The 17,424-nt window shown below is 58.8% G+C and carries 17 protein-coding genes; 13 read left to right on the top strand and 4 right to left on the bottom strand.

What is annotated here, in order from left to right:
* Nucleotides 1–40: 40 nt before the first annotated feature.
* The 12 genes from J5276_RS11245 to J5276_RS11190 all read left to right on the top strand — a co-directional run bounded on the left by J5276_RS11245 (nucleotide 41) and on the right by J5276_RS11190 (nucleotide 11,945).
* Nucleotides 41–910 (top strand): IclR family transcriptional regulator, encoded by an 870-nt coding sequence (locus J5276_RS11245; RefSeq protein WP_026330616.1) that lies wholly within the window; start codon nucleotides 41–43, stop codon nucleotides 908–910.
* Nucleotides 911–1,118: 208 nt separating this feature from the next.
* Nucleotides 1,119–1,859, top strand: a complete 741-nt coding sequence (locus J5276_RS11240) for an autoinducer binding domain-containing protein (RefSeq protein WP_025592618.1) — start codon at nucleotides 1,119–1,121, stop codon at nucleotides 1,857–1,859.
* Between the two features lie 78 nt (nucleotides 1,860–1,937).
* Entirely contained in the window at nucleotides 1,938–3,161 is a 1,224-nt protein-coding gene (locus J5276_RS11235; protein ID WP_003519038.1) for a CmpA/NrtA family ABC transporter substrate-binding protein, read from the top strand.
* A gap of 127 nt (nucleotides 3,162–3,288) precedes the next feature.
* Nucleotides 3,289–4,440: an Mrp/NBP35 family ATP-binding protein gene (locus J5276_RS11230; protein WP_112155194.1), complete on the top strand. Its 1,152-nt coding sequence runs from the start codon at nucleotides 3,289–3,291 to the stop codon at nucleotides 4,438–4,440.
* A 337-nt stretch (nucleotides 4,441–4,777) separates the two neighbouring features.
* Entirely contained in the window at nucleotides 4,778–5,755 is a 978-nt protein-coding gene (gene corA, locus J5276_RS11225; RefSeq protein WP_003511691.1) for a magnesium/cobalt transporter CorA, read from the top strand.
* 15 nt (nucleotides 5,756–5,770) lie between these two features.
* Nucleotides 5,771–7,690: a potassium transporter Kup gene (locus J5276_RS11220; RefSeq protein ID WP_003511693.1), complete on the top strand. Its 1,920-nt coding sequence runs from the start codon at nucleotides 5,771–5,773 to the stop codon at nucleotides 7,688–7,690.
* Between the two features lie 146 nt (nucleotides 7,691–7,836).
* Nucleotides 7,837–8,988 carry a cell wall hydrolase gene (locus J5276_RS11215; RefSeq protein ID WP_019564219.1) on the top strand — a complete coding sequence of 384 codons (1,152 nt, stop codon included), beginning with the start codon at nucleotides 7,837–7,839 and terminating at the stop codon, nucleotides 8,986–8,988.
* Between the two features lie 270 nt (nucleotides 8,989–9,258).
* Entirely contained in the window at nucleotides 9,259–9,624 is a 366-nt protein-coding gene (locus J5276_RS11210; protein WP_003511695.1) for an AtpZ/AtpI family protein, read from the top strand.
* Nucleotides 9,625–9,684: 60 nt separating this feature from the next.
* The gene (locus tag J5276_RS11205; protein WP_003511697.1) at nucleotides 9,685–10,434 is read left to right on the top strand and encodes a F0F1 ATP synthase subunit A; all 750 of its coding nucleotides are present in this window, start codon (nucleotides 9,685–9,687) and stop codon (nucleotides 10,432–10,434) included.
* Between the two features lie 73 nt (nucleotides 10,435–10,507).
* Entirely contained in the window at nucleotides 10,508–10,735 is a 228-nt protein-coding gene (locus tag J5276_RS11200; protein WP_003494147.1) for a F0F1 ATP synthase subunit C, read from the top strand.
* A gap of 81 nt (nucleotides 10,736–10,816) precedes the next feature.
* Nucleotides 10,817–11,458, top strand: a complete 642-nt coding sequence (locus J5276_RS11195) for a F0F1 ATP synthase subunit B (protein WP_003511698.1) — start codon at nucleotides 10,817–10,819, stop codon at nucleotides 11,456–11,458.
* Between the two features lies 1 nt (nucleotide 11,459).
* Nucleotides 11,460–11,945, top strand: coding sequence for a F0F1 ATP synthase subunit B (locus tag J5276_RS11190; protein WP_003511699.1), 486 nt, complete (start codon nucleotides 11,460–11,462; stop codon nucleotides 11,943–11,945).
* Between the two features lie 218 nt (nucleotides 11,946–12,163).
* Here the strand turns inward: J5276_RS11190 and J5276_RS11185 are convergent, their stop codons facing one another.
* The 3 genes from J5276_RS11185 to J5276_RS11175 all read right to left on the bottom strand — a co-directional run bounded on the left by J5276_RS11185 (nucleotide 12,164) and on the right by J5276_RS11175 (nucleotide 15,139).
* Nucleotides 12,164–12,853, bottom strand: coding sequence for a hypothetical protein (locus J5276_RS11185; protein WP_003511701.1), 690 nt, complete (start codon nucleotides 12,851–12,853; stop codon nucleotides 12,164–12,166).
* Between the two features lie 137 nt (nucleotides 12,854–12,990).
* On the bottom strand, nucleotides 12,991–13,644 hold the full coding sequence (locus J5276_RS11180) for a ribonuclease HII (protein WP_019564214.1): 654 nt from the start codon (nucleotides 13,642–13,644) through the stop codon (nucleotides 12,991–12,993).
* A gap of 337 nt (nucleotides 13,645–13,981) precedes the next feature.
* Nucleotides 13,982–15,139: a PA0069 family radical SAM protein gene (locus J5276_RS11175; RefSeq protein WP_003511704.1), complete on the bottom strand. Its 1,158-nt coding sequence runs from the start codon at nucleotides 15,137–15,139 to the stop codon at nucleotides 13,982–13,984.
* 287 nt (nucleotides 15,140–15,426) lie between these two features.
* Here J5276_RS11175 and J5276_RS11170 point away from each other — a divergent pair, with 287 nt between their 5' ends.
* Nucleotides 15,427–15,945, top strand: coding sequence for a glycosyl transferase (locus tag J5276_RS11170; RefSeq protein ID WP_111783346.1), 519 nt, complete (start codon nucleotides 15,427–15,429; stop codon nucleotides 15,943–15,945).
* Between the two features lie 27 nt (nucleotides 15,946–15,972).
* Here the strand turns inward: J5276_RS11170 and J5276_RS11165 are convergent, their stop codons facing one another.
* Nucleotides 15,973–17,406: an FAD-binding oxidoreductase gene (locus J5276_RS11165; protein WP_112155196.1), complete on the bottom strand. Its 1,434-nt coding sequence runs from the start codon at nucleotides 17,404–17,406 to the stop codon at nucleotides 15,973–15,975.
* Nucleotides 17,407–17,424: the final 18 nt, after the last annotated feature.

The following is a 17,424-nucleotide window of genomic DNA, read 5'->3' as shown; positions in this document are numbered from 1 at the left end:
AGATTTTACTAAGTGGAATTATTCTCTTGGCCGCAGGCTTATGTCAAGACAGATGACGGTGGATGTTGCCATGCCCGATCACAAAAACCCAAATGACAGCGAGCATGAGGTGGTTCCTGCCTTGGAGCGAAAAAAGGAAAGCGTAACCGGCACGCTTGGTAAGGCCGTCTCGCTTCTGGAGCTTATCGCCCTTGCCGAAAAACCGATGCGCTTCACCGACGTTGTCGAGGCTTGCGGCCAGCCGCGCGGCACGGTGCACCGCCAGCTCGCCCATCTCGTGGCCGAAGGTCTGGTCGATCATGTCGCCGACCAGACCTATGTCGTGGGTCTGAGGCTGCTGCAATTGGCTGCCAAGGCCTGGAGCGGCAATGATCTGCGCAGCGTTGCCGCGCCGCATCTGGCGGCATTGCAGGAGGCGACGCAGGAATCCGTGCATCTTGCCGTTCTGAACGGCGGGCAAGTCACCTATTTGGACAAGATGGAGGGCAAGCATACTTTGCGCATGCATTCGCAGGTGGGCAAGACATCCCCCGCCTACTGCACAGGGGTGGGCAAGGCCGCGCTGTCAATGCTTTCCCCTGACGAACTCGCTGCACTTGCCGCAGAGCTGGACTTCCACCGCTTCACGCAAAATACGATCGTAACCCCGCAAATGCTGGCGCAGGATGTGGCCGCCATTCGCAGCAATGGCTACGGTTTCGACCTTCAGGAGCATGAAATCGGCATCCACTGCGTTGCCGCGCCGGTAAGGGCGCCGGGGCGCAATTTTCTCGCGGCGATTTCCGTCACCGGCCCAGCCTATCGCGTGGATGTGGAGCAACTGCGGAAATGGGGTCCTCTGGTGCGCGAAACGGCCGATCAAATTTCGGCGGAACTTGCCTGCAGATTATCTCCGGTTGCGAATGGTTGAGAAAAATGGATGCGTGAAGCTGTTGGTTTCCGCTCCAAAAACGGCAGATCGCGCGCCGATGCGTGTAAGTGAAATCTTATTTTCGATTATTCGGAATTAAGTTTCAACTTTTGTTTGCATGAATCATTTTGGCGAGTAACATCCGCGCAATTTCCGCACGAAGGCAGGCCTTTGCGGCGGTATTTTCTCTTTTTTGAAGAACCGCTTCATGCAGAAAACAGAGACGGCCGCCGTTCAGTCGATTGGTGTTGATTGCGTTCGCGAGATCGCCGGTCTCAACACGCAATTCGATATATTCCGGTTTTTGAAACGGCTGACGGAAGCCTGGGGATTCAAGGCCTTCATGGTGCTTGACCTCTCGGCCGAAATGGCGAGCGAATTGTCGCAATGCACCATCATCACCAGCTGGCCGGCCGAGCTTTTGCAGCGTTATGATGAAGAGGGCATGCTGCAGAGAAGCCGGGTGATGGCGCAGTTGAAAAAATCGACCACACCCTTTTCCGTCTCTCTGGATTTTCTGGTCAGCGGCGACGAAAACGCGCCGAAGAAACCGGTCATCGGACTTTTTGAGCGGTTCGATATGATCAATTCGGTGTGGTTTCCTGTTCACGACATCACCACGATGCGGGGAGCGGTGTCCTTTTCCGGTAACAAAACGACTTTGCCCACCAGCCAGCTAGCGGAACTTTTTTACATTTCCAGCCACATCTTTGCCCGGCTATCTGAAATCCGCCGCCTTGACCTGCGGGTTCCCGAGACATTGAACGAGCGCGAGATAGATTGTCTGAACTGGACGGCCGCCGGCAAGACCAGCGCCGAGATCGCTGAAATCATGATGCTCTCGGAACATACCATCAATCACTACCTGAACCGTGCGACGAAAAAACTCGATACGGTCAACCGCACCCAAGCCGTCGCAAAGGCGCTCCGGGTCGGTCTGATTAAATAGCGAAACCGCAAATTTATCATTGTGATAAATGGGTTCCTGGGCGATCCTTCTTTCGAATCACCGGGAAGGAGAAATCGTTTGCCGGAACGGCATAGGATAAAAGCGGGGTTTTCTCCGACTGTCGATTGCGCCGTACTGATAGCCGCTGCCGAAAAAGGCTTTGCTGCCGACGAAGGCGTCGAACTGGAACTCATCCGAAAACAATCCGCGCGCGCCGTGCTTGCAGCACTTGGCGAGGACGAGGTTCAGATCGCCCATTTGCCCGCCGCGGTTCCCGTCGGTTCCGCGGTTGGCCTCGATGACCTGCCGGCCGATATTGTCGGCGTCTTCACTCTTTCCCTTGGCGGATCGGCAACGACCGTTTCGCACGGATTTTTCGACGAGCTTTACCGGGAGGGCATGAAGCTGCCGGACCCGGCCGCGTTCGGGCGGGCGATGGCCCGTGTCTGTTCCGCGCGCCGGGCGGCGGGTGAAAAACCGCCGGTCTTTGCGATCGAGGATATTGTGTCCACGCCGTTTTATGCGTTGCGGTATCTGCTCGGAAGCTGCGGCGTGCTGCTCGGCCGCGACATGGAAATCGTTGAAGCCCTGCCGAAGGCTATGCCGGCACTTTTGGAAAGCGGCAAGGTCGATGCGCTCTGTACCGCCGAACCGGCGGGCAGCGCTGTGGTGCTGGGTGGCGGCGGGCGGATCGTTACCACGGGAGCGCTGATCTGGCACAATGCGCCTGAAAAGATACTGGCCGTGAAGCGGCCCTGGGCGGAAGAGAACGCCACCGTGCTGGAAGGCTTGCTGCGTTCGCTTTATCGCGCCGGCGAATGGTGCGCCAACTCCGCCAATATCGAGGAACTTACCGGCATTCTTGCCGCCCCCCATTATATTGACGAGAACGGCGAATTCCTGCTTCCGGCGCTGACGGGCTATATTTCCACTTCGCAAAGGGACATGCAGCGTTTTCAGGAGTTTTTCGTAACAAGCGCCAAGGCCGCCAATTTCCCCTGGCAAAGCCAGGCGCTGTGGTTCTTCAGCCAGATGTTGCGCTGGGGCGAGGTTCCCCCCGATCGCCGGTTCGATGCAGCCGTGGTGGAGGCCGCGCGCAATGCCTATCGGCCAGATATCTTCCGCAAGGCGATGAAGCCGCTTTTCGTGCCGGTGCCGGGCGCGAACCTGAAGCTGGAAGGCACGTTGCGGGAGCCGGTCCATGTCGGGGCGTCACGCTCGGGTCTTGTCCTCGGCCCCGACTGTTTTTTCGATGGTCGGGTTTTCGATCCGGAAACGCTTGATATGGACGACGAAATCTGAAGTCTGCGAATAAACCGTCGCGACGATCCGCTGTTTGCGGTTTGGCATTGGCGAACGGGCCGCGTTTGTCTATGGATGGCGCGGAATGCAGCCCATATCCGGCGGGATGATGTAGCGGAGTAAACATATGGCAGAGGTCAGCAAGCACCAGGTCGAAAAGGCTTTGGAGGCAGTCATCTATCCGGGCAGCGGCAAAAGCATTGTGGCGCTTGGCATGGTCTCGGAAATCTTCATCGCCGACGCGAAAGCCTATTTCTCTATTACCGTCCCGGCCGACAGGGCAGCCGACATGGAGCCGTTGAGGCTTTCGGCTGAACAGGCCGCCAAGGGCGTTCCGGGTATCGCCGGTGCCGTCGTCGCGCTGACGGCGGATCGCAAACCCGGCACACAACAACCCGCACCGGCGCGCCCGGCGCCAGCACCCGCGCGCCCTGCGGCTGCAACCAGCCGCCCGCCCGCGCAGCCCGGCTCGTCGAAGGTCGGCGTTCCCGGCGTCGGCGCGATCATCGCCGTTGCCTCGGGCAAGGGCGGGGTCGGCAAGTCCACGACCGCCGTCAACCTGGCGCTGGGCCTGCAGGCGCTGGGCCTCAAGGTTGGCATGCTCGACGCCGACATTTACGGCCCCTCGCTGCCACGACTGCTGAAGATTTCAGGACGCCCGCAGCAGCAGGAAGACCGCATCATCATTCCCATGGAAAATTACGGACTGAAGGTCATGTCCATGGGATTTCTGGTGGATGAGGAAGCGGCGATGATCTGGCGTGGGCCGATGGTTCAGTCCGCATTGATGCAGATGTTGCGTGAAGTCGCCTGGGGTGAACTCGATGTGCTGGTGCTCGACATGCCGCCTGGCACCGGCGACGCGCAACTCACCATCGCCCAGCAGGTGCCGCTCGCCGGCGCCGTCATCGTCTCCACGCCGCAGGATCTGGCGCTGATCGACGCGCGCAAGGGCATCACCATGTTCCGCAAGGTGGAAGTGCCGCTGCTCGGCGTAGTCGAGAATATGAGCTACTTCATCGCACCGGATACCGGCGCGCGTTATGATATTTTCGGCCATGGCGGTGCTAAGGCAGAGGCTGAGCGGATTGGCGTGCCGTTCCTCGGCGAAGTGCCGCTCACCATTTCCATCCGTGAAATGTCTGATGCCGGAACGCCGGTGGTTGCCGCCGAGCCGGATGGTCCGCAGGCCGCCATCTACCGCGATATTGCGGAAAAAGTCTGGGCCCGCATCGGTGCGGGCGAAAGAAAAGCCGCCCCGAAAATCGTTTTCGAATAACGTACCGGTTGCGGAAGAAAAAAGGCCGGACGGTTGCCCTGCCTGGATATATTTTAAAAACAATATGTTAACCGGTGGCTTCGGGAAAGGCCGATGCATTTGAACGCCAGAGATGCATCGCCTGCAATGCTGTCGCGAGAAAATATTGCTTGATTGGGTCTCGCTTTGGGAGCATAGCCCTGCGCCGTTTGGTTCTTGGTCCGTCAGTCCGGCGGGATGTGAAAATCCCGCTCGTTCCGGTGTTCCCTGAAGTGTCGTCCAAAGGTTTGCCGACCTTGAACAGGATATGTTAAGCAGCATTGCGGCTGAAGCCAGCGATGCGGACCGGAGAAACGGATTGATAAAAGCCTATCGCGCCAACTGCGAGGCGATCAGCCTGTCGCCAGACGACGGCCGTGAACAGATTCCCGACGATATCGTCTGGATCGACCTTATCAATCCGACGAGAACGGAAGAGCAGTATGTTGAAAAACTGCTGGGGCTTGAGCTGCCCACCCGCGAGGATTTGAAGGATATCGAACCTTCCAGCCGCCTTTACATGGAAGATGGCAACGTCTTCATGACCGCCTCTCTGGTTTGGAAGGCAGATTCCGACGGTCCACGCCTGACCGATGTCGCCTTCATTCTTGCCGGCAAGCGCCTTGTGACGATCCGTTATGCCGAGCCGAAATCATTCCACCTCTTCACCGCCGCCATCACCCGCGTGCCGCACGAGATGCGCAGCGGCACCGCGCTGTTGCTGAAACTGCTGGAAACCATCGTCGATCGCACGGCGGAAATTCTCGAAAACTCGGTGGCAGGCATCGACAATCTCGCCGCCGATCTTCTCGGCAGCCAGGCGCGCAGCAAGCGCAAGGCGCCGCGTTATCTGGAAGACCGACTGACGAACATTGCCGCCTATCACCGGCTGATCTCCAAGGTTCGCGACAGCCTTGCTTCCCTTGCACGCCTGCAGACTTTCCTGTCCACAAGTGGGCAGGTCCAGCAGGACAAGGAAGCGAGGGAACAGAGCAAATCGATCGGTCGGGATATCCAGTCGTTGAGCGAACATGCCTCCTTCGTTTCCGGCAATCTGACATTCCTGCTGGACGCTTCTCTCGGCATCATCAACATCGAGCAGAACGGCATCATCAAGATCTTCTCGATCGCGTCGGTCGTGTTCCTGCCGCCCACTCTGGTGGCGTCGGTTTACGGAATGAACTTTCAGCTCATGCCAGAGTTGAACTGGACGTTTGGCTATCCACTCGCGCTCGTCGTCATGCTGATGTCGGCAATCATCCCGTTTCTCTTTTTCCGTTGGAAGGGCTGGCTCTAAGGAGCCAGGATCATCATGTCTCAAATCGCAGACAAGGACTTTACCGAGAAGCCGGATTCGGATGACAAGCATCAGAACAAGGGGCTTTATGCCGCGATCCTTGGTTCTATCGGCGTCGTCTACGGCGATATCGGCACCAGCCCGCTCTATGCCTTCCGCGAAGCGCTAAAGCCGATCGCCTATGATGGCGTGACGAGAGAAGAAGTCATCGGCCTGACATCCCTGATGATCTGGTCTCTGACGATCATCGTGACGTTCAAATATATCACGCTTCTGCTGCGCGCCGACAATGACGGCGAGGGCGGCACACTCTCGCTTCTGGCGCTTTTGATGAAGACGGCGGGCACTCACCGCAGCGTTCTCATCGTGCTCGGCCTTATCGGCGCAGCCCTGTTCCTGGGCGATGCCATGATCACGCCGGCGCTATCAGTGCTTTCGGCGGTGGAGGGTCTGAAGCTCGTCACTCCGGCCATGGACGACTTTATTATTCCGATCTCCGTCTGCATTCTCATCGGCCTATTCGCGATCCAATCGCACGGTACGGGAACGGTGGCGAAATTCTTCGGACCGATCACCGCCGTCTGGTTCCTGGTCATGGGTTTAGCCGGCCTCATTCACATCGCCGATGATTTCGGCATTCTCTATGCCTTCAACCCCTGGCATGCGGTCGAGTTTCTCGCCAATGAAGGCTTTTATGGCATCGTCGTGCTGGGCGCGGTTTTCCTGACGATCACCGGTGCTGAAGCGCTTTATGCCGATCTCGGCCATTTCGGCCGCCGTCCCATCCAGTGGGCATGGTTCTGTCTGGTTTTCCCGGCACTGACGCTGAATTATCTCGGTCAGGGCGCGCTGGTTCTCAAGGACCCGGCGGCGATGTCCAATCCGTTTTACCTGATGTTCCCGCAATGGGCGATCCTGCCGGCCGTCATTCTGGCGACCGCCGCCACCATCATCGCCAGCCAGGCGGTTATAACAGGCGCGTTCTCGCTCGTGCGTCAGGCGATCCATCTCGGCTATCTGCCGCGCATGGAAATCCTCTTCACTTCGGAAACCAATACCGGGCAGATCTATCTTCCTGCCGTCAACACCATCCTGCTGTTCGGCGTCGTCGCACTGGTGCTCACCTTCAAAAGTTCGGATGCACTGGCCACCGCCTACGGCATTTCCGTTACCGGCGCGATGGTCGTCACCAGCATGATGTTCTTCGAATTCGTTCGCAAGCGCTGGCAATGGTCCATCTGGCTGGCGATTGGCGTGCTGGCGCCGCTTCTGCTGCTGGAACTGATTTTCCTCGGTGCAAACCTGCTCAAGATACATGATGGCGGCTATGTGCCGGTGTTGCTGGCAATCGCTTTCACCATCATCATGACCACCTGGCAGCGCGGCTCGAAAATCCTTTTCGCCAAAACCCGCCGCAGCGATGTGCCGCTGAAGGCTTTCGTGGCTTCGGTGGAAAAGGAAAGCGCCCATGCGCCGGTGCGCGTGCCCGGCACAGCGATTTTCCTGACTGGCGATCCGGATGCCGCACCCGCTGCATTGTTGCACAATCTCAAGCACAACCACGTCCTGCACGACAAGAACGTGATTTTGACGATCCGCACGGAAGACCAGCCGCGCGTCCGTCCCGAAAATCGTTACACACTGACGAAGCTGAGCGATCGTTTTGCCGTGGTCGAACTGCATTTCGGCTTCATGGAAACGCAGAACGTCACCCAGGCGCTCGGTTACCTCAGGCGCACGGGTTACAAGTTCGACATCATGTCCACCTCGTTTTATCTCGGTCGCCGCAAGCTGGTGCCGGATCCGAAATCGGGCATGCCCGGCTGGCAGAACCGACTGTTCATCGCGCTTGCCGAAACGGCGGCCGATCCCTCTGACTACTTCCGCCTTCCGGCCAACCGCGTGGTGGAACTCGGGTCTCACGTCGTCGTCTGATTATTAGAAGGTGGTTACACATTAACGTGAAGCCGCGCCCGCGCGCGGCGTTAACCAAGCATCAAGGTTAATAAGAGATTCTCGAACACCTGTAACAAATATGGTTCCTGGTGTTCGGAGTGCTGGTTTTGCGTTCGAAAAGAGTAATGCGTCGTCGGTCCTTTGCGTCCCTTCAGGCATGGACCTCACCCGTTGTCTTCGGCCTAGCTGCCTGGCTCGTCTTTCCTTCCATTGCCGCACGCGCGGATTTGGCCTCCCTGCTGGCAGGGCTGGACAATGGCGGCGAGCAATGGCGCATGGTGCTGACCGCGTCACCGGCAGGCTCTGTCCATAATGCCTCGCTCACCTTTAACGATGCGGAAGGGGAGGCGGCGCTGCATGGCAGCGGCATGACCCTGCCCGATGGCCGCAAGGTGGCTTTCGTTACCAACAAGAAGGGTGACGAGACGACACCCGACAGCGAGCGCGTCAACCGTGCCGCCAAGAAGGGTCGCATCGTCGCAACCGAAATCATGCAGCCGCCAAAGGCCTTCACCGCCGGTTCCGTGCTGGAACGCACCAGCATGCTGGATATAGAGCCGCTGAAGCGCAAGGACCGCACGGCTTTCGTGAAACCGAAACGCGGCAGCGACGTCAAACTTGCCTCCTTCTATTTCCGCCGTGAAGAAAAGAAGGCGGACAAAAGCGTCTCTCCGATGCTGGCGGAACTCGTCACCAACAGGACTCCCGATATTTTGGCCACGGCTTACGCGCCGGCCGAACCGGATTTCGCCCGTGAATCGCCGTTCGACGCCATTCTGAAAAAGCCGGAGGCCGGCCGCTTCGTGCCGTTGATCGGCGCGGACGATCACGCATGGGCGGCAACGCCGCTGCCCGCTGCCGTGTTTTCCGCAGCCGAACAGCAATGCCTCGCATCCGGCATCTATTTCGAGGCGCGCGGTGAATCGGTCAAGGGACAGGCGGCGGTGGCACAGGTGATCCTTAACCGCGTACGCAACCCCGCTTATCCGAAAACCATCTGCGGTGTGGTTTATCAGAACAAGGACTGGCGCAACCGCTGCCAGTTCTCCTTCGCCTGCGACAATATAAAGGACCGGGTGAATTCCGAACGTCACTGGAAAATGGCGCGCGAAGTGGCCATGGCAACCACCGCCGGTAAAATCTGGCTGACGGAAGTGGGCTCGGCGACTCACTATCATGCCGTCTATGTTCGTCCCGCCTGGGGAAAATCCATGAAGAAGGTCGGCAGGATTGGCTTGCACGTCTTTTATCGAACCTATGGTGGCGGCTGGAGCTGATACCACCGCCAATTTGTCGCAATTTGCGTGTCAAAAATGCCGATTCCCGGGGGAAACATCGTCGACAAACGGCGATTTGGCGTTAAGTATTTGTTTTTAAATATTTAATTTGTGAAAAAACAAGCTTCGCCAGTGCCTTGACTAGCGAAGCCCCTAAAACTATGTTGCGCGCGACTTCAGAGCGGGCTGGAACAGGCTTAATCCGTCACCGTTTACAACTCCAAAGGGTTCTGGCATGGCTGGAACGGAGAAAATGGGTGGGATTTTAAGATGACTGGCAACCGTGACGATAGTCTGGACGAGCGTCGCAAGCGCCTTGCCGAAGAGTTGGCAAAGGTGAAGGCGGAGGATGAGGCGGAAGTGAGGGCGGAGACCAATGCCGCGGAAAGCCGGAAAGGCTTTGCGATGGCGGTGAAGCTCTCATCGGAGTTCATTTCGGCCATCGTGGTCGGCGCTATGCTGGGTTATCTTCTGGACTATTTTGTCGGCACGACGCCGTGGGGGATGATCGTTCTTCTTCTTCTCGGTTTCTGCGCAGGCGTATTGAATGTGTTGCGCTCCACGGGCGCGGTGGCAAAGCCGCCGCTGCTTGAGAGAGCCGACAAGCGAGACGAGGGTGGAAAAGACGGCGTTTAAGCTGTTTTTTCTTGCAGTTGAGATGCCGCCGTGAGCGGCGACAGGTAAAGAGGGCAGCCGGTGGCAAACGATCCGACCCATCAGTTCTTGGTGCAGCCGATCATTCCGATCGAAATTGGCGGCGTCGATTTTTCCTTCACCAATGCGTCGCTTTTCATGGTCGCGACCGTGGCCGCCGCTTCCGGTTTCCTTTATTTCGCAACGTCGAGCCGCGGTCTGATCCCGACCCGCATGCAGTCCGTTGCTGAAATGTCCTATGAATTCATCGCCTCCATGCTGCGCGAAGGCGCCGGCAAAAAGGGCATGGTGTTCTTCCCATTTGTATTCTCGCTGTTCATGTTCGTGCTGACTGCGAACCTTCTCGGCATGTTCCCGTATTTCTTCACGGTCACCAGCCAGATCATCGTCACCTTCGCGCTTGCCTGCCTCGTCATTGGCACGGTCGTCGTTTACGGTTTCTACAAGCACGGTCTGCATTTCTTCGGCATCTTCGCACCTTCTGGCGTGCCGAAGGCGCTTTTGCCGCTTGTCGCGTCAATTGAAATGATTTCGTTCCTGTCGCGTCCGATCAGCCTTTCCGTTCGTCTCTTCGCGAACATGCTGGCTGGCCACATCACGCTCAAGGTTTTCGCAGGCTTCGTCGCCTCCATGGGTGCGCTCGGCGCGCTCGGTATCGGCGGTGCAGTCCTGCCTCTCATCATGACGGTCGCAATGACCGCTCTCGAATTTCTCGTTGCCTTCCTGCAGGCTTATGTGTTCGCGGTACTGACTTGCATGTACCTGAACGACGCCGTGCATGGTGGTCACTGAGAAGTAAAGTCGCTGGCCCCGGCAACGGGCGCCAAAAGATAGCCGCAACAACCAATATCTCAAGGAGTCTCACATGGAAGCGGAAGCAGCAAAGTACATCGGCGCAGGTCTCGCATGCCTCGGCATGGCTGGTACGTCCCTCGCACTCGGCCGTATCTTCGGTGATTACCTCTCCGGCGCACTGCGCAACCCCTCTGCTGCCGACAGCCAGTTCGGCCGTCTGGTATTCGGCTTCGCCGTTACGGAAGCTCTGGGCATCTTCTCGCTGCTCGTAGCTCTCCTTCTCCTGTTCGCTGTCTAATAACGGCATCAGGTCTGGATCACGGCTCGCGCAAATTGCGTGCCGTGATCCTTCGCATTTGCAGTCCCCCTGGAGGTGAGCATGTTCGTGACCGAGGCTTATGCCCAGTCAGCACCGACCGTAGGTGAAACGCATACGGAAACTCCGGCTGTCGGCCAGCCGCAACCGGAAGCCACGCACACGGAAACCGGTGTAGCGCACGGCGCCGAACACGGTGCTTCCGGCGTTTTCCCGCCGTTCGACCAGTCTACTTATGCATCGCAGGTCCTGTGGCTGGCGATCACGTTCGGCCTTTTCTACCTGCTCATGCAGAAGGTCATCGTTCCTCGCGTCGGCGGCATTCTCGAAAACCGTCATGGGCGCATTGCACAGGATCTCGATGAAGCGGCACGGCTGAAAAGCGAAGCCGACGCAGCCGTCGAAACCTATGAAAAAGAACTCGCGGCAGCCCGCGCCAAGGCAAGCTCGATAGGCTCCGCGGCACGTGACGCCGCCAAGGCGAAAGCCGATGCCGACCGCGTCGCTATCGAAGCCGGACTTGCCGAGAAGCTTGCCGCCGCCGAAAAGCGCATTGCGGGTATCAGGGATCAGGCATTCGCGGATGTCGGCGCCATTGCCGAGGAAACCGCGACCGCAATCGTTGACCAGCTGGTTGGCGCCAAGGTCAAGGATGCCGACGTCAAGGCCGCCATTGCAGCCGCTTCGACTGTGAAGGGAGCCTGATATGGCGTTTGATGCATCATTTTTCGCTCTTGTCGGTCTTGTCCTTTTCTTCGTCCTGATCGCCTATCTCAAGGTTCCGGGCATGCTCTCCAAGTCTCTGGACGAGCGCGCGCAGAACATTCAGGACGAACTGGCCGAAGCCAAGCGTCTGCGCGAAGAGGCACAGCACCTGCTGGCCGAATATCAGCGCAAGCGCAAGGAAGCCGAAGCTGAAGCAGCTGGCATCGTTGCCGCTGCCGAACGCGAAGCGGCCGCCCTGACTGCCGAAGCAAAGCAGAAGACGGAAGAATTCGTCGTCCGCCGCACGGCCCTGTCGGAACAGAAGATCAAGCAGGCCGAAGAAGACGCCATCGGCGCCGTTCGTGCCGCCGCCGTGGACATCGCCATTGCAGCTTCCGAGAAGCTCATTGCCGAAAAGACCACCGCTGCCGCAAAGGCCAAACTTTTCGCCAACACCATTGGCGAAGTGAAGTCGAAGCTGAACTAAGTTCATCTCGGACTATTCAAAACCCCTCCGGCACCCGCCGCGAGGGGTTTTTTATTTTATGCTTCAGCCAGGGGCGGTGTTGGCAAGCTCGCGGGTGCACACTGTGGTGCCGGCTTGCAGCGTGTCTATCGATGTCTGTCGACCTTTGGAGCAAAAGCATCGGCTTTGAGGACTGGATGCTGGCCGGCAATTCGCGGCTGCCAATTTGTCGAGGCTTGTTAAGTGATCGCGGGATAGATTGTCTTGGCCTCGAGCGCTATCAGCACCGCCAGTACAAAAGCTGCCGCGGTGGCAACCAGAAATGCGCCACTGAAAGCCAGGCCTGCTTTCGCGATGCCCAAGCCGAGATCCTGCATCAGCCATCTTATCTGAGCCTGCGCATACCAGATCGTGGCGAGCGCGATAATGGCGAGCCCGAACGTAAGGCCATGTTCCAGAGGCATGGATGCAAAATCGAAGCCCAGAACCAGGACAAATGTAAACGGCGCAGCCACGTAACATTGGCTGAAGAACGGCGGACGCAGGGAGTTTCGGGTGATCCTCACCCGTTTCCACCGCAGAAGCGTGACGGCCATACACAGCGGATAAATCCCGAATATAACGCCACGCGCTATGAGCAGGTTCGAACCCGAACCAAGCTCCCGGGCGGCCAATGTGGGATCGTAAATGGTCGGAAGGGAGGCGGAGAGCCCCTGCGAAAATAGCAGAGTGATCAGGAGGAAGAGGGGCGGACTCAGTGTGTCGTCATACTGGTCCTCAAGCCGATCCGCGAGTTCGCTATCGGCGTAGCGCATCATGCTGAGCGGTGCGACGACCGATCGCCACATTGTAAGCGGATAGAAGAGGAGCCATGAAACCAGCTCGTAGAGAAGTTCTTCGAGCGACTTCAACAGTTTCATGAAATCCAAATCTCTTCTCCCAAAGCCCGTCAAGTCCACGCATTGAGATAGAATTCTACCAGTGGAGACGGAGATCGTCACCTCATGGCAGGGCGCTGAAATCCCGGGCGAGACCGCATTCTCCGCTTCAGGATCGTGGTTTTCGATCAGTCCTGCTTCAGCGGCCTGAAACTCATCCGGTGCAGCGGGCAGGGCCCATGGCTTTCTATGGCGCGCAGGTGGGCTGGTGTGCCGTAGCCGGCATGGCCTTCGAAACCATAGGAGCTGTGCACTACACCGGCCCGTTCCATCATCCGGTCACGGGTCACCTTGGCGATGATCGAAGCGGCGGCGATTGAGAGGGAGCGGGAATCGCCCTTGATGACGGCCTTCGACTCGCAGGTGATGCCCGGCGGCTTGTCGCGGCCATCTGCCAGCACGAGGGCTGGGGAAATTTCGAGGCCGAGTACGGCGCGACGCATCGCGTCGAGGCTGGCGCGCAGGATATTCATGGTGTCGATAAGGCCGGGGCCGGAGGAGGCGACGGAAACGATCGATGTTTCCATGATTTGCAGAAACAGGCTTTCCCGTTTCAGCTTGGTCAGTTTCTTGGAATCGTCAAGACCACCAGGAATATTGTCGGGATCGAGAATGACAGCTGCCGCAACCACTGGTCCCGCGAGAGGCCCCCGGCCTGCCTCATCCGTGCCGGCCACGGGCCAAAGCCCCTTCTTCCTCGCTTCAAGTTCGAAGGAGAAATCGGGGCCCGTATCGGCGAGATCAAAGAGGGCAGGAGAATCGGGTGTGGTGCGGCGTTTCATGCGGCAGAAACTTGCACACACACCCGATCTCCTGCAAGCCCCCGGAAGCGGGCGATGACGGGCGCGGCCAGCCGGGTCAAGGGGCGTGGCCAACCGTGCCCCTTAGGTCGTCATGACCTTTGATCCTCCAACGGGGCGGCGGAGGAAAAACGATCGCACGCGAGGCGGCGGGTTCCGGGGGTGATGTCCGACGGGCCAGGGAAAACCCGCCGGGCATTTCGTCAAGAGCATGGCCCCGTCAATAGGAAAGGGCTGCCACTCCTTATGTGTCTGCACCGCTGGGTATCGTTGCGCGCATCGTAATGCGCCCTCGATCGGCCAAGCGGGCCTCATATTTTCAAAGCAGCGACAATTGCACGCCGGCACCTCCCGGCGGCACGAAGATATCGTCGCGCAGGTGAATGCCGCGGCGGATGAGGCCAAGCCGTTTCGTCGCCATTTCGAAACGCCTGCCTATCTGCCATGCATAGGGACCAGCACCCTTCATGCGTTTTCCGAATTCCGCATCGTAATCCTTGCCGTCGCGCATGGAGCGCACCAGCGACATGACATGCCGGTAGCGGTCCGGATAGTTGCGCAGCAGCCAGTCGCGGAAGAGCGGGCTGACCTCCAGCGGCAGGCGCAGCAGCACATAGGAGGCCTCCGTTGCGCCAGCCGCCTTGCCGGCTTCGAGAATGCGTTCGATCTCATGATCGTTGAGTGCGGGAATGACGGGTGCCATCATCACCGCCACGGGAATGCCGGCATCCGTCAGCGCCTTGACCGCTTCCAGCCGCTTTTCGGGCGTGGCGGCGCGCGGTTCCATGCTGCGTGCCAGCTTGCGGTCCAGCGTCGTCACGGAAATACCAACCTTGACGAGACCTTTCTTGGCCATGGGCGCGAGAATATCGATATCCCGCTTGATCAGGGCCGATTTGGTGACGATGGCGACGGGATGGTCGGCCTTTGCCAGCACTTCCAGTATCTGCCGCATGATCCGCCATTCGCGCTCGATCGGCTGATAGGGGTCGGTATTGGTGCCGATGGCAATGACGCGCGGCTTGTAGCCGGGCTTCGCCAGCTCCCTTTCGAGCAGCTTTGCCGCATCCGGCTTGGCGAAAAGCTTCGCCTCGAAATCCAGCCCCGCAGAGAGCCCCATATAGCTGTGCGTCGGACGGGCGAAACAGTAGATGCAGCCATGTTCGCAGCCGCGATAGGGATTGATGGAACGGTCGAAAGGGATGTCAGGCGATTCGTTTCGGCTGATGATGCTGCGCGGCTTTTCCACCTGCACTTCGGTGCGGAACTCCGGCAGCTCCTCGAGGGTCTGCCAGCCATCGTCGAAAACCTCCCGCTGCAGGGCCTCGAAGCGCCCGCCCGGGTTAAGTCCGGCACCACGCCCGCGACGACGGTCGATCTCGATGCGCAGGCCCGACGCATCGGCCAACGCATTGGCAATGTCAGGCGTATGGCTCGGCTGGAAAGCAGCCTGCCCCGAAAGCGTATGGTCTCTCATCTGGATGCTCCCAGGGTGCCGCACGCCTCTCAAGGCAAGCCAACGCCCTAAACCGTTTCCACTCGAACCGGCGTTTCATTGCCTCTTCGAATGATTAAATTCCTACCGCAGAAACGAGAACATTACAAGAACAAAAAATGCAAAATCGATAGCTGGCCGACCCGCGGCCGGGGTCTTGTTTGTATCAATCCCACCTGACGGTAGGCTAGAGTTAAGCCTGAACGTCGCGGATTTTCTGACATCCAGTGCAGTGGCAATTTATTGTGCGATGCGTTAGAGCTATGCATATGTTGACAGTCATAATGGAATGCCGGGATCAGGAACCGGAACTGGCGCATACGCTGTCTGCGCTTGTAACCGGGGCCGTGGAAGGGCTGGTAAGCGACGTTGTGATCCTCGATCACGGTTCGCGCGATGGATCGTCGCGCGTCGCCGATGCCGCTGGTTGCCGTTTTTATGCGCAATGGGATATTGAGGATGTCATGCGCTCGGCGCGCGGGCATTGGATCCTGCTGGTCGAACCGGGTGCGCGTCCGCAGAGCGGCTGGATCGAAGAGATTCTCGAATATGTGGCTGTCTGTGCCGAGCCCGCGCGTTTCTCACCGTCCCGGTATCACAAGCGGCCCTTTTTCAGCCGGATAGTGCGCCGCCGTCCTCCCTTGGAATGCGGCTACCTGATGCCGAAGAAACATGCAGTGGCGATCGCAAAATCCGGCATGGCCCTGACACAGCTCGTGCACGCGCAAAAGCCGCGCCGCCTGAATGCGGAACTGGTTCCCGCCTGGACGGCGAGAACTTCCAACTAACCTGCAACGATGATGAAGCTGCTGTCCCTAGCGGGCGGTGATCACCTTGCCGGGGTTCATAATGCCGGCGGGGTCAAAGGCGTGTTTGATGCGTCGCATCAGGTCCATTTCGATGCCAGGCCTGATAGCGGCCAGCTCGTCGCGCTTCAACTGGCCGATGCCATGTTCGGCCGAAATTGAGCCGCCGAGCGACAGCACGATGCCGTGCACGATCTCGTTCATATCCCGCCAGCGACCGATGAATTCAGCTTTGTCTGCACCAACCGGCTGGGAAATATTGTAGTGGATGTTGCCATCGCCCAGATGGCCGAAGGCGCAGACGCGGGCGCCGGGAATGGCGGCAAGAACGGCCTTTTCCGCCGTTGCCATGAATTCCGGTATCTTCGACACCGGAACGGAAACGTCGTGTTTGATAGAGCCGCCTTCCGGCTTTTGCGCATCCGACATGCTTTCGCGCATATGCCAGAGCGCCTGGCGCTGCGCTTCCGATGAAGCGATCACCGCATCCTCGACCAGCCCGGCCGAAAAACCGCGCTCCAACAGCGATTGCATCATTGTTTCAGCCGTCTCAGCCGAATCGGAGGTGGAGATATCGATGAGCGCGTACCAGTCATGCGGCGTTTGTAGCGGATCGCGCACGCCGGGAATATGTTTGGCGGTGAATTCCACGCCGATGCGCGGCATCAGCTCAAAACCGGTCAGCGCTGTGCCGCAGAGGTTCGAGGCCATTTCGAACAGCTTCAACGCATCGTCGGTGGATCGAAGACCGGCAAAACCCACCTGATGGCCGAGCGGCACGGGGAAAAGCTTCAGCACCGCACCGGTGATAACGCCGAGCGTGCCTTCCGAACCGATGAAGAGATCGCGCAGATCGTAACCCGTATTGTCCTTTTTCAGCCGGCGAAGCCCGTCCCAGATTTCACCTGTCGGCAGCACCACTTCAAGCCCCAGGCAAAGCTGGCGCATATTGCCATAAGCGAGAACTGCCGTGCCGCCGGCATTGGTGGCCAGATTACCGCCGATGCGGCACGAGCCCTGCGAACCGAGCGACAGCGGGAACATCCGCTCCACGGTCGATGCGGCCTTGTGAATGTCGTCGAGAATGCAACCGGCATCCGCAACGATGGTGTTGGCGACCGGATCGATGTCGCGGATACTGTTCATACGCTCGAGCGAGAGGATGATGTCGGTTCCGTCAGCACGCGGCGTCTGGCCACCCACAAGGCCGGTATTGCCGGTCTGCGGCACGATGGGCGTGCCGGTCTCGCTGGCTAGCTTCAGGATGGCTGCAACCTCCTCGACAGTGCCGGGCTTGAGCAGCAGCGGTGACGCACCATGGTAAAGCCCGCGATTCTCCACAAGACGCGGCGCCATTTCCACAGCGTCGCGCACCGCGTTTTTTTCGCCGACAATGGCAGTGAAGCGGTCGAGGATGTCGGAGGAGGGGGCTGCGATTGTCATTGGCGTCTCGCTGTCATT

Origin of the sequence: Agrobacterium sp. S7/73 (assembly GCF_019355535.1) — a bacterium.
In the GTDB taxonomy this organism is placed as follows: Bacteria; Pseudomonadota; Alphaproteobacteria; order Rhizobiales; family Rhizobiaceae; genus Agrobacterium; species Agrobacterium tumefaciens.
The sequence above is the reverse complement of the archived record's forward strand: the minus strand, read 5'-3'. Positions and strand labels throughout refer to the sequence as shown.